Genomic DNA, 23,868 nt, shown 5'->3' with positions numbered 1-23,868 from the left:
CCGCTGGCTCCCGTACTCCTCCGCAAAGGCGGCGCTACACCGCGCCGTGTTGGACCGAGACCCCCGACGGTGAGACCGGTCTGTTCCGGAGCGCCGACGGCTCCGTGTCACCGCTTTTCATCCGGATAGTAACTCACTTCAGGCGCCCCGAACCATGAGGAGTATGCGCACCGTCATCGTCGGGGCCGGCGAGGTCGGGACCTCGATCGCGAAGAACCTCTCGTCGGATCACGACGTCGTCGTCATCGACATCGACGAGGACCGGGCGGAACAGCTGAAGTACGACCTCGACGTGATGACGCTCACCGGCGACGGGACCACCCTGACGACGCTCCGGTCGGCCGAGATCGAATCGGCCGACCTGTTCATCGCCAGCACCGACAACGACCGGACGAACCTCGTCGCCTGCGAAACGGCCAAGACGATGGCGGACCCCTTCACGATCGCCCGCACGAAACGCGTCGAGTACCTCCGGACCTGGGAGCTGACCGAGAAGGCCTTCAGCGTTGACTTCATGGTCTGTTCGGACCTGCTGACCGCCGAGAACATCGTCCGCGTCGTCGGGCTGCCCTCCGCGATCGACGTCGACCCCTTCTCGGGCGGGCTCGTCCAGATGGCGGAGTTCGAGATCAACGAGACGAGCCCGGTCGCCGGACAGACGATCGCGGAAGCCGATCGCTTCGACGCGCTGACCTTTGCCGGGCTGTTCCGCAACGACAAACTCGTCCTCGCAAAGGGGACCACCCGCATCGAGGCCGGCGACCGGGCGGTGGTCATCGGAAGCCCCGAAAGCGTCCAGGCGTTCGCGAGCGACATCGCCCCGGAGGCGACACCCGACGAGGCCGACGAGGTCGTCATCATCGGCGGCTCGGAGATCGGCTACCAGACCGCACGCCTGCTCGAGGAGCGCTCGCTGTCGCCGCGGATCATCGAGCAGGACCCCGATCGGGCGCGCTATCTCGCAGAGGAACTGCCGGACACGCTCGTCATGGAACACGACGCGACGGACACGGACTTCCTCGCCCGCGAAAATATCGACGAGGCCGATGTCGTCGTCGCCGCATTAGAGAGCGACGAGCGGAACCTCCTCGTCTCGGTGCTCGCAAAGCGACTCGGGACCGATCGCGTTGTCGCGGTCGTCGACATCGGCGAGTACGTGACGCTCTTCGAGGAGATCGGCATCGACGTCGCGATCAACCCCCGGCAGGTGATGGCCGAGGAGATCACCCGCTTCACCCGCGGCGGCGTCGCCGAGAACATCGCGCTCTTAGAGAACAACCAAGCCGAGGTGTTGGAACTCAAACTGAGCGACACGAGCGAGCTGATAGACCGACCGATCAAAGACGTCGCGGCCGACCTCGGTGCGAACGTCGTCTTCGGCGCGATCACGAGAAACGGCGAGCTGATCGCCCCCCGCGGCGACACGGAGCTGTACACCGGCGACCACATCGTGGTGTTCTCCGAGGCGTCGTTCGTCGAGGAGCTCACCACGATGGCGTAGATGGTCCGAATCCGCGTCGATTGGCGGACGAGCCTCGATCTGACCGGGCGGGTGCTGTTGTACCTCGCCGTTCCGCTCGTCGTTCCGCTCGTCGTCGCCCTCTGGTACGGCGAACCCCTCGCCCCGTTTCTCGTCGCCATCGCCGCGTCGTTGCTTCTCGGCGGCGGGTTCCGGGCCCTCCCCGGCGATCCGAGCAGCCTCGGGCCGCGGGAGGCGTTTCTCGCGGTCGCGGTCATCTGGCTTCTCGTCGCGGCGGTCGGCGCGATCCCGTTCGTCGTCGCCTCCACCGGGACGATCGCACACCCGATCAACGCGATGTTCGAGTCGATGAGCGGGCTGACCACGACGGGGGCGACGACGCTCCAGGACTTCTCGATCCACGACCGCTCGGTGCTGATGTGGCGACAGCTCATCCAGTGGCTCGGCGGGCTCGGCATCCTCATCCTCGCGACGGCCATCCTCTCGGAACTCGGGGTCGGCGGCGCACAGCTGATGGAGAGCGAATCCCAGACCCGAAACGTCAACAAGCTGACCCCGCGGATCTCGGAGACCGCCCGGCTCATCTGGGGGCTGTATCTTGGGCTCACGGCGCTCGCCGTCGCCGTCTACTACGGGCTCAACCTCGCCGGTCTCGCGCCGAACATGGGCCCGTACAACGCTTTTGCCCACGCCTTCACCTCGGTCGCCACCGCCGGTTTTTCGCCCGAGCCCTCGAGCGTCGGCGCGTTCGCGCCGGTCGTCCAGTGGGCCGTCGTCCCCTTCATGATCGCGGGATCGACGAGTTTCGTGCTGATGTACTTCGCGATCCACGGCGACCCGATGCGGCTGTTGACAAGCGAGGAGTTTCACTTCTACATCGGCACCATCGCCTTCTTCTCGGCGGTCGTCGCCGCGAGTCTGGTCTTCGATTCCACGACGCAGTTCAGCACCGAGGCGACGGTCCGACACGCGGTCTTTAACGTCGCCTCGATCGTGACGACGACCGGGTACGCGAGCACCGACTTCACTCTCTGGTCGGCGGCCGCAAAGCACATGCTCTTCGTGTGCATGTTTCTGGGCGGCATGGTCGGCTCGACCACCTGCTCGATCAAGTCCCTCCGGTGGCTGGTCGCGCTGAAGGCGTTCAAGCGGAACCTCTTTACCAGCGTTCACCCGAACGCGATCCGGCCGGTCCGGCTCTCCGGGCGGTCGGTCGACGAGGCGACGATCCGGGACATCTACGCGTACCTGCTTTTGAGCATCGTCATCTTCTTTCTGTTCACCATCCTCATCATCGTCGACTCGGCCCGGATCGGCACGAACGTCTCCGAGTTCGAGGCGATGGGGGCGGCGGCCTCGACGTTTCTCAACATCGGCCCGGCGTTCGGCGCGGCCGGTCCCTTCGGCACCTACGACGGGTTCTCCACGACGACGAAGACGGCGATGATCCTCCTGATGTGGGTCGGCCGGATCGAGATCATCCCGGTGCTCGTGCTCTTTACCGCGGCCTTCTGGAAGTCCTAACGGGACGCGCCGACCGCACCCCTCATAGCCGGGACGGTCCCGACGGCCGCGGTCGCTGGTAGACGCCCGAGACGGCCCGGCGGTGCCGGCTCGCTCCGTGATCGCTTCCGAACGATCGCCGCGCCCGCACAGGTTTTTCACCGCCTCGGTTCAACGGCTGGCATGGACCGGATCAAGCGTCGAGCAGCGTACTATTTCCTGTTCATCGTCGCGTTGATCGTCGCCTCGACCGTCGTGTACGATTTCGGAATGCGGACCTTCGAGCCCGGGCCGTACCCGCCGCCGGGGACCGAAGTCTCGATTCTGCACTCCATGCAGGTCGTCGTGGAGACGTTCACGGCGACCGGGTACGGCTCGGACTCGCCGTGGGCCAGCGCGGAGATGAACCTCCTCGTGATGGTTCTGGACATCACCGGCGTTGGCCTGTTCTTTCTGGCGCTGCCGGCCGTGTTGCTCCCGTTCCTTCAGGAGGCGCTCTCGCCGTCGCCGCCGACGGACCTCGACGCGGACGTGGCGGGCCACGTCGTCGTCTGTTCGGACACCTCCCGGGCCGAGACCCTGATCGACGAACTCGACGCCAACGGCATCGAGCACGTCTTCGTCGAACCGTCCCGGGATCGCGCCCTCGAGCGCAGGGAGGACGGCTACCGCGTCATCCACGGCGACCCGGAGTCGACGGCCGACCTGGAGGCGGCGAACGCTGCCACCGCGAGGGCGCTCGTCGCGGACCTCTCCGATCAGGTGGACGCGAGTATCGTCCTCGCCTCGAAGGAGGTGAGCGAGGACCTCCCGGTCATAAGCGTCGTCGAGGACGCCGACGTGAGACGGTACCACGAACTCGCGGGCGCCGATCACGTCCTGACGCCGCGGCAGGCGCTCGGGCGGGGGCTCGCGAGCAAACTCACGACGGGGGTCTCCACCGACATCGGTGACAGCGTCCGACTCGGGGAGAACTTCGAGGTCGCCGAACTCCCCGTCGACCGGAACAGCCACCTCGCCGGCCGGACCATCGCCGACAGCGACCTCCGGGCGGAGTACGGCGTGAACGTCATCGGGGCGTGGTTTCAGGGCCGCTTCGAGGCGCCGGCACCGATCGACAAGACGCTCACCGACGGGACCGTCCTCCTCGTGGCCGGCGAAAACGAGGCGATCGACCGGCTCAAGACGACGGCGCTGCCGCGCACCCGCCGCAGCGAGTCCACGGAGGTGATCGTCGTCGGCTACGGCGAGGTGGGACAGACCGTCTGTGCGGCGCTTTCGGAGGCGAACATCCCGTACACGACGATCGACCTGCGGGACGACGACGGCGTGGACGTCGTCGGCGACGTGACCGAACCGGAGGTGCTCCGGGCCGCCGGGATCGACTCGGCCGCGGCGATCGTCCTGGCGCTCCCGGACGACAGCCTCACCGAGTTCGCAACGCTCGTCGTCAGGGAGGTCGACCCGACGACAGAAACCATCGTCCGGGCCGAGCAGGCCGACGGCGTACAGAAGGCCTACCGCGCCGGCGCGGACTACGTCCTCTCGCTGGCGACGGTCAGCGGACGCTCGATCGCCTCGCGGATCGTCGACGACGGGACCGTCGTCTCCGTCGACACGAACGTGAACCTCGTCCGAACGACCGCCCCGGCGCTCGCGGGCCGGACGCTCGCAGACACGAACATCCGGGAGGAAACCGGGTGTACGGTGGTCGTCGTCAAGCGCGGCGAGACGGTCCACGTCGACCTCGACGGGACGTTCAGACTCCAGGAGGACGACGAGTTGGTCGTCGCGGGCACGGACGACGACGTCCGTCGGTTCACGGAGCGCTACGCTTCGGCCGCCGAGTGACCCGACGCGCCGTCCGACGCTGATTCGGGTCGTCGCAGCCCTCGGCGCTCACCGGAGTTCGTACCGCTCGGGGCGCTCGTAGACCTCCCGGAAGAGCGCCTCGAGGAAGTCGGCGACGCGTTTCGCGTCGGTCACGGCCGAGAGATACCGGACGCCGTCGGGCGCCTTCCTCGTTTCCGGCTGTTCGGTCTTGAACACCCGGTACGCCTCCAGCAGCCCCTCCAGACGCTCCCGTTCGGCCGGCGTCGCCTCGAGTCTGATCGCGCGGTCCTCGTACTCGACCGTGACGCCCTCGGCCTCGAAGACGACCGGCTCGTCGGCCCGCCTGGACTCGACGATCCGGCGGACGAACTCCCGCTTGCGGTCGCCCGGCGTGTCAGCCGCCGTCGGCACGCGTTGCGGTCGGGTCCGGCGGCATATCAACCCCCTGCTCGTCCTGTTCAGACAACTCTTTTAGGTGGCGGTCTGTACGGGCGGTATGAGCCAACCGAAGGTCCTGTTGCTCGGGCCGCCGGGCGCCGGAAAAGGCACCCAATCGGGCAACGTCGCCGAGACGTACGGCGTCGAACACGTCACGACGGGCGATGCGCTCCGCGCGAACAAGGACATGGAGACCGAACACGGGACGCCCAGAGAGTACATGGAGGCGGGCGAACTCGTCCCCGATCCGGTCGTCAACGAGATCGTCGAGGCGGCCGTCTCCGAGGCCGACGGGTTCGTCCTCGACGGGTACCCCCGGAACCTCTCGCAGGCGGAGTACCTCGACGGGATCACCGCCCTCGACGTCATCGTCTCGCTCGACGTCGGCCGCGAGGAGCTCGTGCGGCGGCTGACCGGCCGCCGCGTGGACCCCGAGACCGGGGAGATCTACCACACCGAGTTCGACATGCCCGACGATGACGCGGTCGCCGACAGACTCGTCCAGCGCGACGACGACACCGAGGACACCGTCCGCGAGCGCCTCCGGGTCTTCGAGGAGAACACACAGCCGGTGATCGAGCACTACGAGGAGGCGGGCGAACTCGTCCGGATCGACGGCGAGCAGTCCCCGGAGGCCGTCTGGACGGATCTCAAGGCGGCGATCGACGACGCCTGAGCGACGCCGCGCGCTCGACGGCGGGCCCGGACCGCGAGAGTAAAAGGTTGATTACCCACGACACACAACGCTCGGACGATGACACGCACGGCCTCGAAGATACAGGAACTCGTCTCGGAGGACGCGGAGATGGAGTCCGCCATCGAGTACCTCCTCGAACGGGCGGACGAGGGAACCGTCGCCTGGGGTGACGTCTCCGACGAGCTGACGAGCGGCCAGTGGGGTCGGCTCATCGAGACGGGCGTCCTCGTCGACTCCGACGGCGAGGGGTTCGACGTCGCCGACCCCGACGGGGTCCGAAACGCCCTAGAGGACGACGACATCGAGTTCGAACTCCCCGACGCGCCCGACACCGACTCCTCGTGGTCGAAGTGGGACAAGGTGGCCGCGGTCGGCGCGATCGGGCTCTTCGCCGGGTACGCGTTCCGATCGGTCCGGGAACCGCTCGCGGACACGCTCAACATCGCCCTCGGGCCGCTGTTGGATCTGCTCCCGTTTTTCGTCGTCGTGATGATGCTCGCGCTCTTTACGGGGCTGTACTCGACGCTCCTGCAGTCGAATCTGATGGACATGGAGGTGATGGGCGCCTACCAGAGCCGGATGAAGGAGATCCAAGAGCGGCGCAAGGAAGCCAAGGAGCGCGGCGACGACGAGGCCCTCGAGCGCATCCAAGACGAGCAGATGGAGGCGATGACGGACAACCTCGGGATGTTCAAAGAGCAGTTCCGACCGATGGTCTGGATCATGGTGCTGACGATCCCGGTCTTTTTGTGGATGTACGCCGTGGTCGGGTTCCGCGGCGCGCCGCTGTACCCCGGGCTCGATCTCGCGCCGATCGTGCTGCCGATCGCCGGCGAGGTCGGCTGGAACGTCTCGATCCTCGGGCCGATCCAGGCGTGGATCGTCTGGTACTTCGTCTGCTCGATGTCGTTCACGCAGATCATCCGCAAGGCGCTGAACATCCAGACGACCCCGACGTAGCCCGACGGGACCCTCGGGGCCGAACCCCCGACTCGCCCCGCCGTGAAGGGCAACGTCTTTTAGCGACAGCGGCGGAGTAGCGGTATGTTGATAACCATCTCCGGCCCCGCCGGCAGCGGCAAGAGCACCGTCGCCGCCGGGTTGTCCGAGAGACTCGGGTACGAACACGTCAGCGGCGGGGACATCTTCCGGGAGTTGGCCGACGAACGCGGCCTGACGCCGCTCGAGTTGAACAAACTCGCAGAGAGCGACGACGCCATCGACCGCGATCTCGACCGCCGACAGCGCGAACTCGCCGCCGAGCGCGACGAACTCGTCCTCGAATCGAGACTCGCCGGCTGGATGGCCGGCGAGTACGCCGACTTCCGGATCTGGCTGGACGCGCCCCTCGACATCCGCTCGAAGCGGATCGCCGACCGCGAGGACAAGCCGATCGGGACCGCCCGCGAGGAGACCGTCGAACGCGCCGACAGCGAGGCGCTGCGGTACGACGAGTACTACGGGATCGACATCGACAGCCTGGAGATCTACGACCTCTCGCTCAACACGGCGCGCTTTTCGCCCGGGTCGGTCCTCGACGTCGTCATCATGGCCGTCGAGGCGTACGACCCCGGCGACGACGAGGGGAAAACGCCGATCGACGGGATCGAGTACGACTTCTGATCATGGACGGACGCGGCCCGCCGGCCGACAGATCGCCCGAGGCGCTGTTGGACTTCGGCGTCATCAACCTGGACAAACCGCCCGGTCCCTCCGCACACCAGGTCGCCGCGTGGGTCCGGGACATGTGCGACGTCGGACGAGCGGCCCACGCCGGCACGCTCGACCCGAAGGTCACCGGGTGTCTGCCGGTGTTGACCGGAACGGCGACCCGCCTCGCGCAGGTGTTCGACGACAGCCGAAAGGGGTACGTCTCGGTGCTCGAACTCCACGCCCCGGCCCCGACCGACCTCGAGTCGACGCTCGAGGAGTTCGAGGGCCCGCTGTACCAGAAACCGCCGCGGAAATCGGCCGTTGCGAGGCGGCTCCGCGTCCGGACGATCCACCGACTCCGGGCCCTCGAGTGCGACCAGCGCCGCGTCCTGCTCGACGTCGAGTGCGAGAGCGGGACGTACGTCCGGAAGCTCTGTCACGACCTCGGCCTCGCGCTTGGCACCGGGGCGCACATGGGCGATCTCCGGCGGACGAAAACCGGCCGCTTCGACGACTCGACGCTCTCGACGATGGAGGACCTCGCCGACGGCCTCGCCTTCTGGCGGGACAACGACGACCCGGAACTCCTCGAGAGCGTCGTCTCACCGGCCGAGCGGGCCCTCGAGGGGCTCCCGAGTCTGACGGTCGCGCCCTCCGCCGCCGCCGAGATCGCCAACGGCGCGCCGGTGTACGCTCCCGGCGTGATCGACGCCGCGCTACGGGACGCCGAACCGGGGTCGCTTCTGGCCTGTTACACCCCCGACGGCGCCGCCGTCTCGCTCGGCCGCCTGGCCGGTGACCCCGAGGCCGACGGCGGTCTCGTCGCCGATCCCGAGCGCGTGTTGGTGTGAGGCGGGCCGAAACGAAGAGACTAAACCTCCGACTGCCGTCGGTCGACACGCGAGGGACCGTGGGGTAGTGGTATCCTCTGCGCATGGGGTGCGTTGGACCCGTGTTCGAATCACGGCGGTCCCATCGTCTCGCTGTAAACCGCTTTCGAGCAGCGACGCCCCCGAACGCGCTCCGGTCGAGCGGCCCGCGGCGTCCGCAAAAAACCGTTCTCGCCCCCCTCAGGACCCCCGCGAGCGGACGGCGACGCCGACCCACACGGCCGCGGCTCCGAGCGCCCCGACGAGGCCAGCGACGACGAACGCCCCCCGGTAACTCCCCGCGGTCTGAAACCAGACGCCGGCGAGGGAGGGCGCGAGCAGCCCGGAAACCGAAAACGAGACCGAAAGCAGCGCGAACAGCGTGTTGAGCGACCTGTCGCCGAAGATGTCCGCCGTGACCGCGCCGAGTAACCCCCCGCACCCGCCGTAGCCGACGCCGAGCGCCGTGACGAACGCGAGAAACGGGCCGGTCGTCGAGGCGAGGCCGAGCCCCACCGTTGCGCCGCCCAAAAGCAGCGCACAGGCGACGAACGTCCGGACCCGACCGAGGTGATCGGAGAGCCAGCCGATCCCGAACCGCGCAAGCGTCGTCGTCCCGCCGACGACCGCGATGGCGAACACGCCGGTCGATCGGCCGACGCCGACGTCCGTCGCGTGGAGCACGACGTGGCTCAACACGGCGAAAAGCGGGGCGAAGACCAACAGCCATCCGGCGAAGACGAGCCAAAACGAGCCCGACCGGAGCACCGACCCGAGGTAGCCACGCTCATCGGTCGCGTCGGCCGCAAGAACCGCCTCGGGGTCGGCGAACTCGACGCCGAGGTCGGCCCCGACCGCCTCCGGCCCGTCGGCGAAAAGCGAGACGACGACGACCGACAGCGCCGCGACCGCGGCGGCGACGAGGAGCATCGCCCCCCGCCAGCCGAACGCGGAGATGGCGTAGTCGGCGCCCGGCGGAATGACGACGAGGCCGACCCCGAGGCCGGCCGAGGCGAGCCCGGCGGCGGCCCCGCGGCGGCGCTCGAACCACGCCGGGAGCGTCGCGTACCCGACGATGTACAGCCCGGACATGCCGACGGCCGAGAGGACCCCGAAGGCGACGAGCAACTCGGCGTAGGACCCCGCCATCGACGTCCAGACGAGCCCGACGACGAGGACGGCCGCGGAGCCCGCCGCGACGCGTCGCTGTCCGACACGCTCCGTCAGCCGTCCGGCGCCGACGGCGGCGAGATAAAGGACGGCCGTCTGGAGCCCGAAGACGAGCGCGATCACCGACCGCGAGCTGTCGAACTCCGCGATGAACGCGTCGTAGAACACGCCGAAGGCGTACGTCGTCCCGAAGACGACGACGGAGGCGAGAAAACAGGCGACCGCGATCACCCACCCGTAGTACACCCGATCGGCGAGTTCGGCCCGGAGTTCGAAGGACATTCGGCGTCCGTATCTCCCACCGAGCGGCGGCTTCAATGTGTGGGTTTCGCCCCGACCGCCCGGCGGCGGCCCGTCTCGACGCGACGCGATCCGACCGCGCCGTCTGCGCTCGCCCCGATAGCTTTTATCCGCGTCCCCGTTAGCACGCCCATGTCCGCGTGGATCGGACGGACCTTCGAGAGCGACGTCGGGTGGAACCACTTAGAGACCCTCGTCGACACCGGCAACCGGATGGCGGGCAGCGACGGCGAGCGGCGCGCAGCCGAGGCAACGCGGGACGCGCTCGAGGCGGTCGGGTGCCGGAACGCCCGCCTCGAGCCCTTCGAGATCCAGGGGTGGACGCGGGGATCGGCCGACGTCCGCGCCGGCGGATCGACCCACGAGGCGATCGCGCTGCCCCGGAGCCCCTCGGCCGACGCGACCGGGGAACTCGTCGATCTCGGCTACGGGCTCCCCTCGGACTTCGAGCGGGACCTCGAGGGCGCGGTCGTTCTCGTCGCGAGCGACATGCCCGAACACTACGGCCGCTACGTCCACCGCCGCGAGAAGTACTACCACGCGGTCGAGGCCGGCGCGTCGGCGTTCGTCTACCGCAACCACGTCGAGGGCTGTCTGCCGCCGACGGGCAGCGTCGGGACCGACGATGAGCCGATCGGTTCGATCCCCGCCGTCGGCGTCTCGAAGGAAGTCGGCGCGCGGCTCGGCCGCCGGTTTTCCGGCGACGCCGTGACCGTCTCCGTCGACGCCGACATCGCCCCCGCGAGGAGTCACAACGTCCACGCCGAACTCGGCCCCGACACGGAGCGGGCGGTGCTGTTGACGAGCCACGTCGACGCCCACGACATCTCCGAGGGGGCGACCGACAACGCCGCCGGAACGGCCGTCGTCCTCGAGGTCGCCCGCGCGCTCGCCGACCGCGAAGGGGACCTCGATACGCGGGTCCACTGTCTCGTCTTCGGCGCGGAGGAGGTCGGTCTCGTCGGGTCGACGCGCGACGCCGACCGACGCGACCCCGAGCGGATCAAAGCCGTCCTGAACAACGACGGCGTCGTCCGCGATCGGACGCTCGTCTGTCACGCCCACGGGTTCGACGGCCTCGTCGACGCCGTCGAGCGGGTCGCCGACCGGACCGACCACCCGATCCGCGCGCCGCCGGAACTGAACCCACACAGCGACCACTGGCCGTACGTCACCCGAGGGGTCCCCGGGTACCACGTCAGATCGAGCACGGGCGATCGGGGCCGCGGGTGGGGCCACACCCACGCCGACACGATCGACAAACTCGAGGCCCGGACGCTCCGCGAGCAGGCGATCCTGCTGACGGAACTGACGGTCGAACTCGCCGACGCCGAGACGGCGATCGCGCACCGATCGCCCGACGCGATCGCCGAGCAACTCGCGGCGGAGGACCTCGCGGAGGGGATGCGGGTCATCGGCGATTGGCCGTACTGACCGGTCGAGCGTCCGGGTCGACGTCCGTCCCGAGGTATATTTATGCGACCGAACCGAACTCCCGGTCGTGCCAGACGGGTCCGACGGTGGCCAGCGCTCGCCGGACGGCATCGACGACACCCCCACCGTCGCGTGCCGCCAGTGCGGTACCGAGTGGAACCTCGAGTACGAACTCGACACGCTCCGGGTCGGCAACCGCGCCGTCGAGCGCTTCGCGCTCGATCACAAGCGACACACCGGGCACTTCCCGGACGACGTCAGACCCTGGATCGTCGCCTGCGAGAGCTGTCCCGACGGCGACGAGTTTCTCACGGAACGCCCCGCGCGCCGGTGGGCCGAGACCCACGCCCGACACACCGACCACGAGGTGACGGTTTCGAGCGCCGACGGCGAGGCGACGACGATCGCGCCCGATCGCTGAGGCGACGGCGTTCGCGCCGCTCGGCGACCGAGCGACCGAGAAACGTCCTCACGCGAACGTAAGACGCGGAACGCGGAGCCCCACGACCCGGCGCCTGCGGAGGCGTACGGAGTTTACTCGATGTGGCCTTCGCGGCGCAGCTGTTCGGCGTCCTGGCTGTCGTAGCGCCACTCGATGTTGGCCTTCTCGTCCTGCCAGTCCCAGGGCTCGACGAGGACCGTGTCGCCCTCGTTGATCCAGACCCGGTACTTCATGCGGCCGGGGATCCGGCCCATCCGGCTTTTGCCGTCCTCACACTGCACGCGGACGTGGTTCCCCCCGTCGTGTTGGGTTACCACCGCGAACAGCTCGTCGTCGTTGGGCATCCGTAGGTTCTTCCGCCCTGACTCTTCGCTCACGGCGTATCTACGCCCTCCCGCGCATAAAAGCGTGCGGGAGGGGTGAGACCCCGACGCACGGCGACCGAACGCGGGACCGACCCGGACGGCGAGGACGCGCCCCCGGTTGGCCCTGGCCCGCCGATCCCTCTACCGGTCGCGTGATACTCGTTCGCACGCTCGCGGCGTTTGATAACCCTTTAGCGGCTCGTTCGGCTCCGTACGCACAATGAGCTACACGATCGGGCTCGTCGGCAAGCCCTCCGTCGGCAAGTCCACCTTCTTCAACGCCGCGACGATGAACGACGTCCCCGAGGGCGCCTACCCCTTCACGACGATCGACCCCGCGGTCGGCGAGGCGTACGTCCGTGTCGAGTGTGCGGCCCCGGAGTTCGGCCGCGAGTGCACGCCGAACCACGGCTACTGCGCCGAGGGCGTCCGGTTCGTTCCGACGAAACTCGTCGACGTCGCGGGGCTGGTCCCCGGCGCCCACGAGGGAAGAGGCCTCGGAAACCAGTTCCTGACGGACCTCAACGAGGCCGACGTGTTGATCCACGTCGTCGATTTCACCGGCCGGACCGACCTGAACGGCGAACCGACAGAGGACCACGACCCCCGCGAGGACATCGACTTCCTCGAGACCGAACTCGACATGTGGTACCTCGACGTCCTCGAGAAGGGAATCGAGCGCCACCGCTCGGGCTACGACGGCGCCGAGCGGGCGATCGAGGCCGACCTCGCCGAGCAGATGTCCGCCTTCGGCATCGACGAAACGGAGCTCTCGCAGGTCCTCCTCGCGTCCGATCTCGGGTCCGATCCCGCGGCGTGGGACGACGCGGACCGGGAGGCGCTCGCCCGCGAGATCCGGATCCGGACGAAGCCGATACTGATCGCGGCGAACAAAGCCGACACAGAGGCCGCACAGGAGCGCTACGCCGAGATCGCGGCCGACCCCGACTACGAGCACCTGACGATCGTCCCCGTGTCGGCCCACGCCGAGAAGGCCCTCAAGCGCGGCGACGAGACCGGCGCCCTCGAGTACCGCCCCGGGGACGACGCGTTCGACGTCACGGGGGACCTCCCGGCCGAGGAGCGCGCCGGCCTCGCGGAGATCGAGACCTTCCTCGAGCGGTTCGGCGGGACCGGCGTCCAGCGCGCCCTCGAGGCCGCGCTGTTCGAGGAGTTGGGCGCGATCGCCGTCTTCCCCGGTGCGCGCGCGCCGGCAGAGGACGGCTCGTTCCTGCAGGACTGTTTCGTCTTCCCCGAGGGGTCGACCGTCGAGGAGTTCGCGTACTCGCTTCACACCGACATCGGCGACGGGCTGTTGCACGCCCACGACGTCCGGTCGAGCCGACAGATCGGCGCCGACACGGAGCTCACACACCGCGACGTCATCGAGATCACGACGACGACCTGAGCGCTTGCCGCCGTCCGTCGTCGCTCGCCTACCGTCCGCCGTCCCCCGGAACCCGGAGACGCTTCCGGGCGCGAAAGCCACAATAGGGCTCGGTCCAACCAAGTAGTATGTCTCGATCCCTCCCGGCCCCGCCCGAGTCCGGCGTGCTCAACGCTCTGCGGTTCGGCACGGGGACCGCCCGGTTCCTCGAGGGCGTCCAGGCCCGATTCGAGGACGGAACGGCGATCCCGATCCCCGGGCGCGCGCCGCTCGTCGTGTTGACCAACCCGGAACTCGTCGGCGAGGCCCTCGATCGGCCCGACACGTTCCGCCGGGTCCCGGCGCAGGGCGCTGCTGCGATGATCGCCCAAAACGGGCTCGTACAGAGCGAGGGCGACCTCTGGTCCCAACAGCGCTCGGTCATGGCCCCCGCCTTCGGCGGGCGGCAGGTGACCGCCTACGCGAACGCGACCGGTCGCCGGGTCCACGACCGCGCCGCCGAGTGGGCGGACGCCGGCGACCACGAGACGGACCTCCACCGCGAGATGACGTCGATCACGCTCCGCGTGGCCTCCGAGACGATCCTCGGCGAGGACATCGGCGCCGAGCGGGCCGACCGGTTCCACGGCTGGATGCGCGCCGCCGGCGAGGAGTTCGAGTTCGGCCTCGAAACGGTGCTCCCGGACTGGGTGCCGAACGCCGTCTCACCCGAGTTCGAGGCGGCGGCGGCCGGCATCCGGGGGCTGAGCGAGGACCTCATCGAGAAACGGCGGGCAGCCCTCGCCGCCGGCGAGGCCCCCGACCGGCCCGACATGCTCACGATGCTGCTCCGGCGGGAGGACGACCCCGAGGTCGAGTACCCCGAAAACCAGATCCGCGACGAGGTCGCGACCTTCCTCATCGCCGGCCACGAGACGACGGCTCTGAGCCTCACGTACGCGCTGAGCCTGCTCTCGTGGCACCCCGAGGCGCGCCGACGGGTCCGGGCCGAGGCGCGTGCGACCCTCGGCGAGGGGCCGCCGACCCGGGACGACCTGGCCAGCCTCGAGTACACGAAGCGGGTTTACCGGGAGGCGCTCCGGCTGTACTCGCCCGCGTGGGCCGTTTTCAGACGGGCCGACGGCGACGCCGAACTCGGCGGCTACCGGATCGCCGACGGGTCGGCGGTGATCATGCCGCTTTGGACGATCCACCGCGACGGCCGGTACTTTGAGGATCCAGAGACGTTCGATCCCGACCGCTGGACGCGGACGACCCCGAACGAGACGGCGGCCTACCGCCCCTTCTCGTCGGGGCCACACGCCTGCGTCGGACAGGGGTTCGCGCTGGCCGGCGCGACGCTCGTCCTGGCTCGGCTGACCCGGGAGTTCGACATCGACGTTCCCGAGGACGCCCTGGACGATCTCCGGTTGACGCCGACGCTCCGCCCCGCCGACGGCGTGTCGGCGACGGTCGCGCCGGCCGCCACGGCGGACCGAACCGGACCGCGGGCGTCCCGCTAACTGTCCTCCAACAGCGCCTCGTCCCCGTGTTTCTCGCGCAGTCGGCGCAGGTACTCGCGCTGCTCCCGGACCCGCTCGGGGAGGTCGGCGTAGGCGTCCGCAAAGAGGTCGTCAGGATCGGTCTCGACGTCCGCGGCGCGGTCGATCGCCTCGGCGACCGCCTCCGTGACGTCCGTTTCGATCGCGTCGGCCCGCTCGTCGTCGAGACTCCCCCGCTCGCGGAGGAACGTCTCCAACCGTGGGATCGGGTCCCAACGCTTCCAGCGTTCGACCTCCGCGTCGTCGCGGTACGCCGAGGGGTCGTCCGCCGTCGTGTGCGCGCCGAAGCGGTACTGGACGGCCTCGACGAGTGTCGGGCCCGCGGCCCCCTCCGCCGCCGACTCCGGGCGACTTTCCGTGACGGCCTCGGCCCGCTTTCGCGCCTCGGCGACGACCTCGAAGGTCGCTATGGGATCCATCCCGTCGACCCGGACGCCGGGGAAGCCGTACGCCTCGGCCTTCTTTGCGAAGCTCTCGCTCGCCGTCTGTGTCCCCGCCGGCACGGAGATCGCCCACTGGTTGTTGTTGCACACCAACACGGCGGGCACGTCGAAGACGCCGGCGAAGTTGAGCCCCTCGTGGAAGTCCCCCTGACTCGTCGATCCCTCCCCGAAATGACAGACGACGACCCCGTCGTCGCCGCGGAGCTTCGACGCCCAGGCCATCCCGACCGCGTGCGGGATGTGCGACCCGACGCCGATGTTCAGCGGCGCGATGTTGTGCTCTGTTAACGCGGCGTTTCCCTCCTCGTGGCCCATCCAGTACCGGATGTACTCCGCGAGCCCGCCGCGGTCGATCACCGCACCGTGCTCGCGGTACTGGTACAGCACCCAATCGTCCTCGCTCAGCGCGTACATCGAGCCGAGCTGTGAGCCCTCCTGGCCGGCGAGCGAGGCGTAGGTCCCGAGTCGACCCTGCCGCTGGAGGCTTATCATGCGCTCGTCGAAGTGCCTGGCGAGGCGCATGTCGCGGTACAGCTCGACCAGCCGCTCGTCCGACACGGGCGGCTCGTAGCCGTCCTCCAGCGGCCGGCCGTCGGCGTCGAGCCGCCGGTGTACGTCCGCCTCTTCGAACTCCATACCGCGAATGTGGACGCCCACACCATAGCTCTGTGGTCCGTCCACCCCGGAGCGGTCCGCGATCGTCGTGGGTGCGACCCGCGATCGGTTCCGGCGTTCGGGGGCGAAACGCTACGCATAAGTAACCGCACCACTCAAAAGCGCAACACCGGATCACCGCTCATGAAAGACTACATCGTCGAGGACGAACAGCGGCTCTCGCCCATCGTCGTCGCAACGACGGCTGTCCTCGTCGCGATATTCCTCCTAGGCGTGTTTTATCGGCTCGGAACCGCGCTCCTCTGAGCGTCCCCGAGCACAGCGAGCCCCGACGCGTCGGCCGCGCTCAGACGACGCCGGCGATGACGAGGCCGTTCCAGACCGTCACCACGCCGCCGACGAGCGCCAGCGCGAACGGGACCGCGACGCGCCCCGGCGTCTCGAGCGCCCGCCAGACGACGTAAAACGCCGGGAAGACGACGAGTTTGATGCCGACGAGCGCGATTCTTCCGTGGGCCTCGACGAGCGGTTTCGCGATCGGTCCGGCCTCCGCTACGCCGCCACTCGAGAGCCCGAGAACGGTCGTCACCGCGTCACCGACCCCGTACAACCCGACGGCGGCGATCCAGAGGAGCCGCTCGTTCGAACCGAGGACCGCCACGGTGTCGTCGCTCACACGCGTCCCCTGAAGCTACGGCAGTATAACGGCACCGGCGGCGACCGCGAGCACCACGACGAAAAGCGAGATCACGAGAAAGTCCGCCATCGGGGAGATGTACGCCTCGCCGCCCTCGGTCGCGACCGTCTCGACCGTCCGTGGGGTGTCGGCTGCCATGCGCGGTCGTACGCCGCGTCCGTATTTCAACGCCCTCTCGGTTTCGAGCGCTGAGTCGGCACCCGGTTGTCGGTACGGCAACCCATATTAGCGCGCGGCGCGGTAACACGCCCGTGTCGGGGTCCCGAGACCTCCGCCGGCCGAAGCACGCGATCCCGCCCCAATCCGAGGAGATCGAGCGCGAACTGGCGCGCGGGGACAGAGAGCTGTTGCACTGTCTGCGCTGCGGCCGGCAGCTCGCGGCGCTTCGACACGGCGATTCGTGTCTGTTCTGCGGGTCGAAGGCGATCGTCGTCGAGGCCTGGGGGTGACGCGCCGACCGCCGGAGCCGAGCCCGCCCGCCCCTCGAGACGCGAGACGGCCCGTTTGAAGTGGGTGGGACTCGGAGAGCGTGTCATGTACGACTCCGTTCTGTTGCCGACCGACGGAAGCGACGGTGCCGTCGAGGCGCTGGATCACGCACACGCCGCCGCGACGGCGTACGGGGCCGACTTGCACGTCGTCTCGGTGATCGACAGACGCGTCGTCCTCGCCGCCGACGCCGACGAGAAACCCGACGTCCGGGCGCGACTCGTCGACGAGGCCTCGACCGCCGTCGAGGAGCTGCGGGCCCGGATCGACGATCCCGACGTCTCCGTGACGACGGCGACCCCCGAGGGCGTCCCCCACCGCGAGATCCTCTCGTACGCCGAGGAGGCCTCGATCGACCTGCTCGTCCTCGGCACCCACGCCCGGACGGGGCGCGAAAAGCGGCTCAACCTCGGCAGCACGACAGAGCGCGTGGTGAAGAAGGCCGACCGCCCCGTCCTCGTCGTCGATATCAGCTAAGACGGCTCCCCGACGGTGTTTCTGAGCGTTCCGATCCCCTCGTAGTGAATCTCGATCTCGTCGCCGGGCTCGATCACCCCGGGGTTGGCCGGGCTCCCGAAGCTGACGACGTCGCCCGGCCGAAACGTGAACCGCTCGGAGAGAAACGAGACGACCTCCCGCGGTCGGATGAACATGTTCTCGGTGTTGTCCGCCTGTCGCCGCTCGCCGTTGATGTGCGTCGTCATGTCGAGACCGACCGGCTCGACGTCCGCGACGACCGGCCCCAGCGGCCCCGAGGCGTCGAAGGCCTTTCGCGCCGTCCGGCGCTGTTGGTCCAGGCAATCGAGGTCGTTGAGGATCGTGTACCCCCGGACAACATCGTCGACGTCGCTCTCGTCGACGCGTTTGCACCCCGTGTCGATGACCGCCGCCAGCTCCCCGGCGTAGGTCACCTCGCTCGAAAAGCTCGGGTACGGGATCGGCTCCTCGGGCGGGTGCAACGACACCGGCGGCTTGATGAAAAAGTCCGGCTCCTCGGGGATCTCGTAGTCCATCTGGGCCACCTTCTCGCCGAAGTTCCGGCCCACGCAGTAGAACGCCGAGGGCTCACACGGGGCGAGCAGGTCGTACGCCTCGGGCTCGTAGACCCCCGCGTCGGTGCGGACGGTCCCGTCGTCGTACTCGCCTTCGAACACCCCATCGGCCGTCTCGATGCGTGCGCGTTTCATGCCCGTGTGCCGTCCGCCGGTCTGTTAGGTGTTGTGACATCGCCGCCGACGCGGCGGATCCCCGGCGCGATCACTCGAGCGGTCGGATCAGCTCCGGGTCGTCGTTTGCGGGGCTGTTGACCGCGGTCGAGACGGGGTACGAACGGAGCCCCGACGGCGGCGCCGGATCGAGCGGCACGTCCCCGCCGGCGAGCCACTCGTCTTCCTCCTCCGGCCCGAGGATGACCGCCATCCGATGGTGGAGCGGCTCGACGACCTCGTTCGGCTCCGTCGTTATCACGGTGAACGTCTCGATCGGACCGCCGTCGGTCGGTTCCGAGGCCCCGTCGCCGAAATCGCCGAGGCCCGCCTGTCGGGTCTCCGGCGTCCAGCGCTCCCAGAGGCCGGCCATCGCGAACGGCCGGTCGTCGTCGTATGCGACCCGGTAGGGCTGCGTTCCGCCCCCGTCATCGACCCACTCGTAGAACCCGTCGGCGGGGACGAGACAGCGCCGGCGCTCGTAGGCCTCGGCGAAGGCGGGCTTGTCGGCCACCGTCTCGGCGCGGGCGTTGATATGGGAGTCGCTGGCGCTGTCTGCCCACCGCGGAACGAGACCCCACTCGAGCCACCGGGCGCGGTCCGGATCGGCGTCGGTGACGACCGGCAGCGACTGTCCCGGGGCGGCGTTGTACCGCGGCTCGAACCCCTCGAACGCCGCGTCGAAGCGCGCTTCGAGATCGCCCCGTGGGGTGAAGAGGCTGTATCGTCCACACATACCGACGGACACGGCCTCCCGCTCGTTATAGCTGACGCCGGGCGCTAGGCCGCCGGACCCGACGCCCCCATTGGTCGTTCGCCGGCGAATTTAACCCATCTGACGACGTACAACGCCCGTGGCCGACGACCAGCCGACGTTCGCCATCCCGAAGCGCCCGACCAGGCGCTACCCCCGGCGCGGCGGCGTCGAGTACGAGGGCCAGACGGTGTTCTCGCTGACGCCGGCCGGAGAGTACGACGACGACGCGCTCCGGGCGCTCGTCGAGGCGGTTCTCCGCCGCCCCCCGTACCGGTACGGCGACTGGTTCGACCTCCCGATGCCGCTGTATCTCGTTCACGACGACCGGACCGGCGACACGTTCCGGGCGGCGGTCCGGGACGGTGCCGTCGAGTTGTACGTGCTGCCGGAGACCGAGCGCGACGGGCTTCGGGCCTTCTACGAACGGTTGTGTGAGTCCTCGGAGACGTCCTGGAACGTCGCCTGCCGGACGGACTGACGCGCCCGCGGCGGCCGGGCCGCGCAGCCGACGGCCATCGCCCCACGCCGGAGCCGAGACGCGCCGCGCGACCGCCGACCCCGTCCGGTTCGTGCTCTCACAACCCCTATTACCTCCCGGTGCCAACCGCCGTCAACGACACGTTCTCATGACAACGAACGGCAGCCCCTACGCGTCACACACGGACGCAGAGACGGCGGCGATGCTATCGGCGGTCGGGGTCGACACCGAGGCGGCCCTCTTCGACATCCCGGAGTCGGTCCGGTTCGACGGATCGCTCGACATCGACCCGAAGGACGAGCGGACGGTGCGGGCGCTCGTCGATCGCACGCTGAGCCGCAACGACGACCTCGTCGAGTTCCTCGGCCGGGGCCACTACGACCACTACGTCCCGTCGCTCGTCGACCGACTGTCGGCCCGCTCGGAGTTCCTGACGAGCTACACCCAGTACCAACCCGAGGTCGCCCAGGGGTTCCTACAGGCGCTCTTCGAGTACCAATCGATGATCGTCGAGTTGACCGGACTCGGCGTCGCGAACTGCTCGATGTACGACGCCGCGACGGCCCTCGGCGAGGCGGCGACGCTCGCCGTCCGCGTCCGGGAGGCCGACGGCGACCGGATCCTCGTGCCCGAACACCTCCAGGAGGGCCGCCGCCGAACCCTCTCGAACTACCTGATCGGCCACGACATCGACGTCGAGTCCTACCCGATGACCGACGGCATCGCCGACCTCGGGGCGCTCGAGGCGTCGATCGACGACGAAACGCTGTTGGTGTACGCCGAGACCCCGACCGTCCGGGGCGTTATCGAAGAGCGGCTGGGATCGATCGGCGGGTTGGCGGCCGACCACGACGCGCTGTTCGCCGTCGGATCGGACCCGATCGCGCTGTCGGTGCTAGAGCGCCCGGCCGACGCCGGGGCGGACGTCGTCATCGGCGACGCGTCGACGCTCGGCCTCCCGTCGGCATACGGCATGGGGACCGGCCTCTTCGCCTGCCGGGAGGCGTTTCTCCGTCAGGTCCCCGGCCGTCTCGTCGGCGCCGGCGAGGACGAACGCGGCCGGCGGGCGTACACCCTGACGCTGCAGACCCGCGAACAGCACATCCGCCGCGAGCGGGCGACCTCGAACATCTGTACGAACCAGGCGTGGGTCGCCCTCCGCATCGCGATGCACGCGGCCTGGCTCGGTCCGGAGGGGCTCACCGAACTCGCAAACGAGTGTGTCACCCGGGCCGAGACGCTCGCCGAGCGGGTCGACGACATCGGGGGCATCAAAGCCCCGGTCCACGACCGACACCACTTCCGGGAGTTCCTCGCCCGCACCGACCAGCCGGCCGCCGCCGTCCGCGAGGACCTCGAAGCCGCGGGCTACGCCGTCCACGCCGTCGGCGAACACGAGATACAGGTCTGTGTCACCGAAACGAACGACGGGACCCTCGATGGGTTCGTCGAGGCCCTCCGGGAGGCCGCCCGATGACGCCGCCGAACGGGGCCGACAGCGCGGACGACGCCGACGGCGCAAACGACGCGGACGACGCGGACCGTCTCGCCTACGATCAGGCCCGCTGGAGCGCCGGCGAGGAGGCGTACGAGCCGCTTTTGTCCGAGAAGAACACCGAGCGCGTCGCGGTCGAGTCGCCGCTGCCCGACGACCTGACGCGCGAGGAACTGACGCTGCCGGCGGTCTCGGAGCCGACGCTGGCCCGACACTACACCAGGCTCTCGGAGATGAACTACGGCGTGGACTCCGGGCCGTTCCCGCTCGGGTCCTGTACGATGAAGTACAACCCGAAGTTCACCGAGGACGTCGCGGCCCACCCCGAGGCCTCCGTCCACCCCGACCGCTCCACGCGGTCCGTCCAGGGCGTGTTGGCGCTCCGCTACCGGCTCCAAGCGCAGCTCGCGACGATCGGCGGGATGGACGCCGTGACCCTCCAGCCGCCGGCCGGCGCCGCCGGCGAGTTCACGGGGATACTCGTCGCCAGGGCCTTCCACGAGGCCAACGGCGACGAGCGAAGCGAGGTGATCGTCCCGGAGTCGGCCCACGGAACCAACTTCGCGAGCGCCGCCATGGCGGGGTACGACGTCGTCGAGCTGCCGAGCGCCGAGGACGGCCGCGTCGACCTCGAGGCGCTCGACGCCGCGCTCTCCGAGGAGACCGCAGCGCTGATGCTGACCAACCCCAACACGCTCGGCCTGTTCGAGCGCGACATCGTCGAGATAGCGGGGATGGTCCACGACGTCGGCGGACTGCTGTACTACGACGGCGCGAACCTCAACGCGCTGCTCGGACGCGGCCGCCCCGGCGACATGGGGTTCGACGTGATGCACTACAACGTCCACAAGACGTTCGCAACGCCGCACGGCGGCGGCGGTCCGGGGGCCGGCCCGGTCGGTGTGGTCGCGGACCTGGCGCCCTTTCTCCCGGACCCGCACGTCCGACAGGCCGAGGACGGCTACGAGCGGTACACGCCCGACCAGACCATCGGGAAGGTCCACGGGTACGAGGGCAACTGGCTCGTGCTGTTGAAGACCTACGCGTACATCTCGCGGCTCGGCGAGGAGGGGCTGACGGACGCGAGCGCCAAAGCCGTCCTCAACGCGAACTACCTCGCCGAACGGGTCGACTACGAGATCCCCTTCGGACCGTTCCACCACGAGTTCGTCGCCAGCGCCGGCAAACAGGACGCCGCCGACGTTGCGAAACGAATGCTGGACTACGGCGTCCACCCGCCGACGACGAAGTGGCCGGAGATCGTCTCGGAGGCGCTGATGACCGAGCCGACCGAGGCGGAGCGAAAGCGGACGCTTGACCAGCTGGCCGCGGCGTTCAACGCCGCTCGCGCCGACGACGACGACACGCTTGCGGACGCGCCGAACCGGACGGCCGCCCGCCGGATCGACCAGGCGTCAGCGGCACGGAACCCGCGGCTGTCGTGGCACGCCCTCGACGACGAGTAGCGCCTCTCGCGTTCGTCCGCCGGGTGCCGCCCGGCGGCCCGCGATCTTGGAAGTTGAGACCACACCGGGATTAGCAGGGCTATTCTCACTCACGCGTCTCGTTCGACGATGACACGCACCGTTGATGCGTACATGATCGTCACAAGTGCGTCCTGAAAGAGAAACTCCACAGAGGGCATATGACTGGTCTCCTCGACTGTACGAGTTTTGAACAAGCCATCTAATTTGTCTGCATCAACGAATTCCAACACCGGAGGTGATCTGCTGAGCTCCGGCCAGTCTTCGACTGCTTTCATAACTGTCTCAATGACCGCATCCGAAACACAGACAGGTCTGTCAAATTCACGCACTACTTGGGAATCTGTACTCCATCCCGTAGGTTCAGACTCTCGGTGCGGAGAGCTTTTGGCCATACAGGATACATCTATTCTATAATCAAACGTCTTCTGCCCTCTAATATCGGGCTACCAAATTTAATGCCTATATGGAAAGGATCGCTATTTGCAGCCAGTTCTCCGACTGGCCACAGGCAGGGCAGTCTGAATACCTCAGAATGTGGCTCTGAGCCAGGTCACGGTTCGGTTGAATCCTGATAGAGAGTCGTCAGCAGATTAGACTCAGCAGCTCGAAGATGCTGGTTGAACGTTGACTGTGCGATATCGAGAGTCTCGGCAATCGACGTCGAATCTGCATCCCGCGGCCAATTAAAATACCCTGCGTAGAGCGCCGTCTGCAAGACTTCTTCTTGCCGGGCGGTAAGAGCTCCATCAAGACGTGCTGAGAGCGAGGTATTGGTTTCTCCCCGCTCACTATCCAGTTTGGATAACAGGGTGAGATCGCTGTAGTCTTCCCGGAGTGAACTCAGATATTCCCCGACGTCGACTGTGAATGGCACGGTTACTGAAACCACGATCTCGTTGGACTCGGAAGCGTTTGTGATCTGATTTATCGCAGCTCCTTGATCGGTCAGTTTCTCGCAAAAGCTGCTGTTCCGCACCGGGATTTTACAGTGGATACAATTTCGAGAGTCGCTCAAAACAACCGTCTCTGGATCGAAACCAGCAGCTTCGAACGCCTCGTGAGTCACGTTTTCTCCGGTCAATCGCGCGAA

At 68.4% G+C, this 23,868-nt stretch carries 27 protein-coding genes and 1 tRNA gene; 18 read left to right on the top strand and 10 right to left on the bottom strand.

Features of this window, described 5'->3' with window-relative positions:
* Positions 1-163 precede the first annotated feature (163 nt).
* From trkA to Q0916_RS11115, 3 genes are all read left to right on the top strand, one after another.
* Positions 164-1,501 carry a Trk system potassium transporter TrkA gene (gene trkA / locus Q0916_RS11125; RefSeq protein ID WP_299237338.1) on the top strand — a complete coding sequence of 446 codons (1,338 nt, stop codon included), beginning with the start codon at positions 164-166 and terminating at the stop codon, positions 1,499-1,501.
* A complete protein-coding gene (locus Q0916_RS11120; protein WP_299237337.1) occupies positions 1,502-3,004 on the top strand; it encodes a TrkH family potassium uptake protein in 1,503 nt (500 codons plus the stop codon). It begins immediately after the preceding gene.
* A gap of 162 nt (positions 3,005-3,166) precedes the next feature.
* Positions 3,167-4,834 (top strand): potassium channel family protein, encoded by a 1,668-nt coding sequence (locus Q0916_RS11115; RefSeq protein ID WP_299237336.1) that lies wholly within the window; start codon positions 3,167-3,169, stop codon positions 4,832-4,834.
* Positions 4,835-4,882: 48 nt separating this feature from the next.
* Here the strand turns inward: Q0916_RS11115 and Q0916_RS11110 are convergent, their stop codons facing one another.
* Positions 4,883-5,227, bottom strand: a complete 345-nt coding sequence (locus Q0916_RS11110) for a hypothetical protein (protein WP_299237335.1) — start codon at positions 5,225-5,227, stop codon at positions 4,883-4,885.
* An 85-nt stretch (positions 5,228-5,312) separates the two neighbouring features.
* Here Q0916_RS11110 and Q0916_RS11105 point away from each other — a divergent pair, with 85 nt between their 5' ends.
* The 5 genes from Q0916_RS11105 to Q0916_RS11085 all read left to right on the top strand — a co-directional run bounded on the left by Q0916_RS11105 (position 5,313) and on the right by Q0916_RS11085 (position 8,579).
* Positions 5,313-5,930, top strand: a complete 618-nt coding sequence (locus Q0916_RS11105; RefSeq protein ID WP_299237334.1) for an adenylate kinase — start codon at positions 5,313-5,315, stop codon at positions 5,928-5,930.
* A 78-nt stretch (positions 5,931-6,008) separates the two neighbouring features.
* Entirely contained in the window at positions 6,009-6,911 is a 903-nt protein-coding gene (locus Q0916_RS11100; RefSeq protein WP_299237333.1) for a DUF106 domain-containing protein, read from the top strand.
* Positions 6,912-6,995: 84 nt separating this feature from the next.
* Complete coding sequence (gene cmk / locus Q0916_RS11095; RefSeq protein WP_299237332.1) at positions 6,996-7,574, top strand: (d)CMP kinase; 579 nt, start codon at positions 6,996-6,998, stop codon at positions 7,572-7,574.
* Between the two features lie 2 nt (positions 7,575-7,576).
* Positions 7,577-8,455 carry an RNA-guided pseudouridylation complex pseudouridine synthase subunit Cbf5 gene (locus Q0916_RS11090; RefSeq protein WP_299237331.1) on the top strand — a complete coding sequence of 293 codons (879 nt, stop codon included), beginning with the start codon at positions 7,577-7,579 and terminating at the stop codon, positions 8,453-8,455.
* A gap of 53 nt (positions 8,456-8,508) precedes the next feature.
* Positions 8,509-8,579, top strand: a tRNA-Pro gene (locus tag Q0916_RS11085).
* Positions 8,580-8,674: 95 nt separating this feature from the next.
* Here Q0916_RS11085 and Q0916_RS11080 read toward each other — a convergent pair.
* Positions 8,675-9,925: an MFS transporter gene (locus Q0916_RS11080; RefSeq protein ID WP_299237330.1), complete on the bottom strand. Its 1,251-nt coding sequence runs from the start codon at positions 9,923-9,925 to the stop codon at positions 8,675-8,677.
* Between the two features lie 150 nt (positions 9,926-10,075).
* Between Q0916_RS11080 and Q0916_RS11075 the strand changes: the two genes are divergently transcribed.
* Entirely contained in the window at positions 10,076-11,377 is a 1,302-nt protein-coding gene (locus Q0916_RS11075; RefSeq protein WP_299237329.1) for a M28 family metallopeptidase, read from the top strand.
* 67 nt (positions 11,378-11,444) lie between these two features.
* On the top strand, positions 11,445-11,798 hold the full coding sequence (locus tag Q0916_RS11070) for a hypothetical protein (RefSeq protein ID WP_299237328.1): 354 nt from the start codon (positions 11,445-11,447) through the stop codon (positions 11,796-11,798).
* A gap of 113 nt (positions 11,799-11,911) precedes the next feature.
* Here the strand turns inward: Q0916_RS11070 and eif1A are convergent, their stop codons facing one another.
* Entirely contained in the window at positions 11,912-12,196 is a 285-nt protein-coding gene (gene eif1A, locus Q0916_RS11065; RefSeq protein WP_299237327.1) for a translation initiation factor eIF-1A, read from the bottom strand.
* A 208-nt stretch (positions 12,197-12,404) separates the two neighbouring features.
* Between eif1A and Q0916_RS11060 the strand changes: the two genes are divergently transcribed.
* Both Q0916_RS11060 and Q0916_RS11055 read left to right on the top strand, forming a co-directional pair.
* Positions 12,405-13,592 (top strand): redox-regulated ATPase YchF, encoded by a 1,188-nt coding sequence (locus tag Q0916_RS11060; RefSeq protein ID WP_299237326.1) that lies wholly within the window; start codon positions 12,405-12,407, stop codon positions 13,590-13,592.
* Positions 13,593-13,699: 107 nt separating this feature from the next.
* Positions 13,700-15,073 (top strand): cytochrome P450, encoded by a 1,374-nt coding sequence (locus Q0916_RS11055; protein WP_299237325.1) that lies wholly within the window; start codon positions 13,700-13,702, stop codon positions 15,071-15,073.
* Here the strand turns inward: Q0916_RS11055 and Q0916_RS11050 are convergent.
* Complete coding sequence (locus Q0916_RS11050; RefSeq protein WP_299237324.1) at positions 15,070-16,191, bottom strand: thiamine pyrophosphate-dependent dehydrogenase E1 component subunit alpha; 1,122 nt, start codon at positions 16,189-16,191, stop codon at positions 15,070-15,072. The two genes, Q0916_RS11055 and Q0916_RS11050, sit on opposite strands and share 4 nt — an antisense overlap.
* A 162-nt stretch (positions 16,192-16,353) precedes the next feature.
* Here Q0916_RS11050 and Q0916_RS11045 point away from each other — a divergent pair, with 162 nt between their 5' ends.
* Positions 16,354-16,476: a hypothetical protein gene (locus Q0916_RS11045; RefSeq protein ID WP_299237323.1), complete on the top strand. Its 123-nt coding sequence runs from the start codon at positions 16,354-16,356 to the stop codon at positions 16,474-16,476.
* A 40-nt stretch (positions 16,477-16,516) separates the two neighbouring features.
* Here the strand turns inward: Q0916_RS11045 and Q0916_RS11040 are convergent, their stop codons facing one another.
* Positions 16,517-16,846: a DUF5658 family protein gene (locus Q0916_RS11040; RefSeq protein WP_299237322.1), complete on the bottom strand. Its 330-nt coding sequence runs from the start codon at positions 16,844-16,846 to the stop codon at positions 16,517-16,519.
* 15 nt (positions 16,847-16,861) lie between these two features.
* A complete protein-coding gene (locus Q0916_RS11035; protein WP_299237321.1) occupies positions 16,862-17,005 on the bottom strand; it encodes a hypothetical protein in 144 nt (47 codons plus the stop codon).
* A gap of 113 nt (positions 17,006-17,118) precedes the next feature.
* Here Q0916_RS11035 and Q0916_RS11030 point away from each other — a divergent pair, with 113 nt between their 5' ends.
* A complete protein-coding gene (locus Q0916_RS11030) occupies positions 17,119-17,316 on the top strand; it encodes a hypothetical protein (protein ID WP_299237320.1) in 198 nt (65 codons plus the stop codon).
* 85 nt (positions 17,317-17,401) lie between these two features.
* Positions 17,402-17,833 (top strand): universal stress protein, encoded by a 432-nt coding sequence (locus Q0916_RS11025; RefSeq protein ID WP_299237319.1) that lies wholly within the window; start codon positions 17,402-17,404, stop codon positions 17,831-17,833.
* On the opposite strand, the gene Q0916_RS11020 is transcribed toward Q0916_RS11025, so the two are convergent.
* Entirely contained in the window at positions 17,830-18,543 is a 714-nt protein-coding gene (locus Q0916_RS11020) for a fumarylacetoacetate hydrolase family protein (RefSeq protein ID WP_299237318.1), read from the bottom strand. The two genes, Q0916_RS11025 and Q0916_RS11020, sit on opposite strands and share 4 nt — an antisense overlap.
* Positions 18,544-18,613: 70 nt before the next feature.
* Positions 18,614-19,297 carry an SOS response-associated peptidase gene (locus Q0916_RS11015; protein ID WP_299237317.1) on the bottom strand — a complete coding sequence of 228 codons (684 nt, stop codon included), beginning with the start codon at positions 19,295-19,297 and terminating at the stop codon, positions 18,614-18,616.
* Positions 19,298-19,415: 118 nt separating this feature from the next.
* Here Q0916_RS11015 and Q0916_RS11010 point away from each other — a divergent pair, with 118 nt between their 5' ends.
* The 3 genes from Q0916_RS11010 (at position 19,416) to gcvPB (ending at position 22,757) form a co-directional block, all read left to right on the top strand.
* Positions 19,416-19,796: a hypothetical protein gene (locus tag Q0916_RS11010; RefSeq protein ID WP_299237316.1), complete on the top strand. Its 381-nt coding sequence runs from the start codon at positions 19,416-19,418 to the stop codon at positions 19,794-19,796.
* 148 nt (positions 19,797-19,944) lie between these two features.
* Positions 19,945-21,273 carry an aminomethyl-transferring glycine dehydrogenase subunit GcvPA gene (gene gcvPA / locus Q0916_RS11005; RefSeq protein ID WP_299237315.1) on the top strand — a complete coding sequence of 443 codons (1,329 nt, stop codon included), beginning with the start codon at positions 19,945-19,947 and terminating at the stop codon, positions 21,271-21,273.
* The gene (gene gcvPB / locus Q0916_RS11000; RefSeq protein WP_299237314.1) at positions 21,270-22,757 is read left to right on the top strand and encodes an aminomethyl-transferring glycine dehydrogenase subunit GcvPB; all 1,488 of its coding nucleotides are present in this window, start codon (positions 21,270-21,272) and stop codon (positions 22,755-22,757) included. Before gcvPA ends, gcvPB begins: the two co-directional genes overlap by 4 nt.
* Positions 22,758-22,846: 89 nt before the next feature.
* Here gcvPB and Q0916_RS10995 read toward each other — a convergent pair whose 3' ends face one another.
* Both Q0916_RS10995 and Q0916_RS10990 read right to left on the bottom strand, forming a co-directional pair.
* Positions 22,847-23,107 carry a HalOD1 output domain-containing protein gene (locus Q0916_RS10995; protein WP_299237313.1) on the bottom strand — a complete coding sequence of 87 codons (261 nt, stop codon included), beginning with the start codon at positions 23,105-23,107 and terminating at the stop codon, positions 22,847-22,849.
* Positions 23,108-23,328: 221 nt separating this feature from the next.
* Positions 23,329-23,868, bottom strand: a 540-nt coding sequence (locus tag Q0916_RS10990) for a helix-turn-helix domain-containing protein (RefSeq protein ID WP_299237312.1), incomplete at its 5' end; no start/stop codon positions are given.

The sequence above is a fragment of the Natronomonas sp. genome (assembly GCF_028274965.1).
Lineage (GTDB): Archaea > Halobacteriota > Halobacteria > Halobacteriales > Haloarculaceae > Natronomonas.
This window is presented reverse-complemented; position numbering and strand designations above follow the sequence as displayed.

Coding starts and splice junctions, on each gene's coding strand:
- gcvPA (WP_299237315.1), top strand. CDS start 19,945: ATGACAACGAACGGCAGCCCCTACGCGTCACACACGGACGCAGAGACG.
- Q0916_RS11100 (WP_299237333.1), top strand. CDS start 6,009: ATGACACGCACGGCCTCGAAGATACAGGAACTCGTCTCGGAGGACGCG.
- Q0916_RS11050 (WP_299237324.1), bottom strand. CDS start 16,191: ATGGAGTTCGAAGAGGCGGACGTACACCGGCGGCTCGACGCCGACGGC.
- Q0916_RS11060 (WP_299237326.1), top strand. CDS start 12,405: ATGAGCTACACGATCGGGCTCGTCGGCAAGCCCTCCGTCGGCAAGTCC.
- Q0916_RS11015 (WP_299237317.1), bottom strand. CDS start 19,297: ATGTGTGGACGATACAGCCTCTTCACCCCACGGGGCGATCTCGAAGCG.
- Q0916_RS11105 (WP_299237334.1), top strand. CDS start 5,313: ATGAGCCAACCGAAGGTCCTGTTGCTCGGGCCGCCGGGCGCCGGAAAA.
- Q0916_RS11025 (WP_299237319.1), top strand. CDS start 17,402: ATGTACGACTCCGTTCTGTTGCCGACCGACGGAAGCGACGGTGCCGTC.
- Q0916_RS11055 (WP_299237325.1), top strand. CDS start 13,700: ATGTCTCGATCCCTCCCGGCCCCGCCCGAGTCCGGCGTGCTCAACGCT.
- Q0916_RS11020 (WP_299237318.1), bottom strand. CDS start 18,543: ATGAAACGCGCACGCATCGAGACGGCCGATGGGGTGTTCGAAGGCGAG.
- Q0916_RS11035 (WP_299237321.1), bottom strand. CDS start 17,005: ATGGCAGCCGACACCCCACGGACGGTCGAGACGGTCGCGACCGAGGGC.
- Q0916_RS11075 (WP_299237329.1), top strand. CDS start 10,076: ATGTCCGCGTGGATCGGACGGACCTTCGAGAGCGACGTCGGGTGGAAC.
- trkA (WP_299237338.1), top strand. CDS start 164: ATGCGCACCGTCATCGTCGGGGCCGGCGAGGTCGGGACCTCGATCGCG.
- cmk (WP_299237332.1), top strand. CDS start 6,996: ATGTTGATAACCATCTCCGGCCCCGCCGGCAGCGGCAAGAGCACCGTC.
- Q0916_RS11115 (WP_299237336.1), top strand. CDS start 3,167: ATGGACCGGATCAAGCGTCGAGCAGCGTACTATTTCCTGTTCATCGTC.
- Q0916_RS11090 (WP_299237331.1), top strand. CDS start 7,577: ATGGACGGACGCGGCCCGCCGGCCGACAGATCGCCCGAGGCGCTGTTG.
- gcvPB (WP_299237314.1), top strand. CDS start 21,270: ATGACGCCGCCGAACGGGGCCGACAGCGCGGACGACGCCGACGGCGCA.
- Q0916_RS11045 (WP_299237323.1), top strand. CDS start 16,354: ATGAAAGACTACATCGTCGAGGACGAACAGCGGCTCTCGCCCATCGTC.
- Q0916_RS11080 (WP_299237330.1), bottom strand. CDS start 9,925: ATGTCCTTCGAACTCCGGGCCGAACTCGCCGATCGGGTGTACTACGGG.
- Q0916_RS11120 (WP_299237337.1), top strand. CDS start 1,502: ATGGTCCGAATCCGCGTCGATTGGCGGACGAGCCTCGATCTGACCGGG.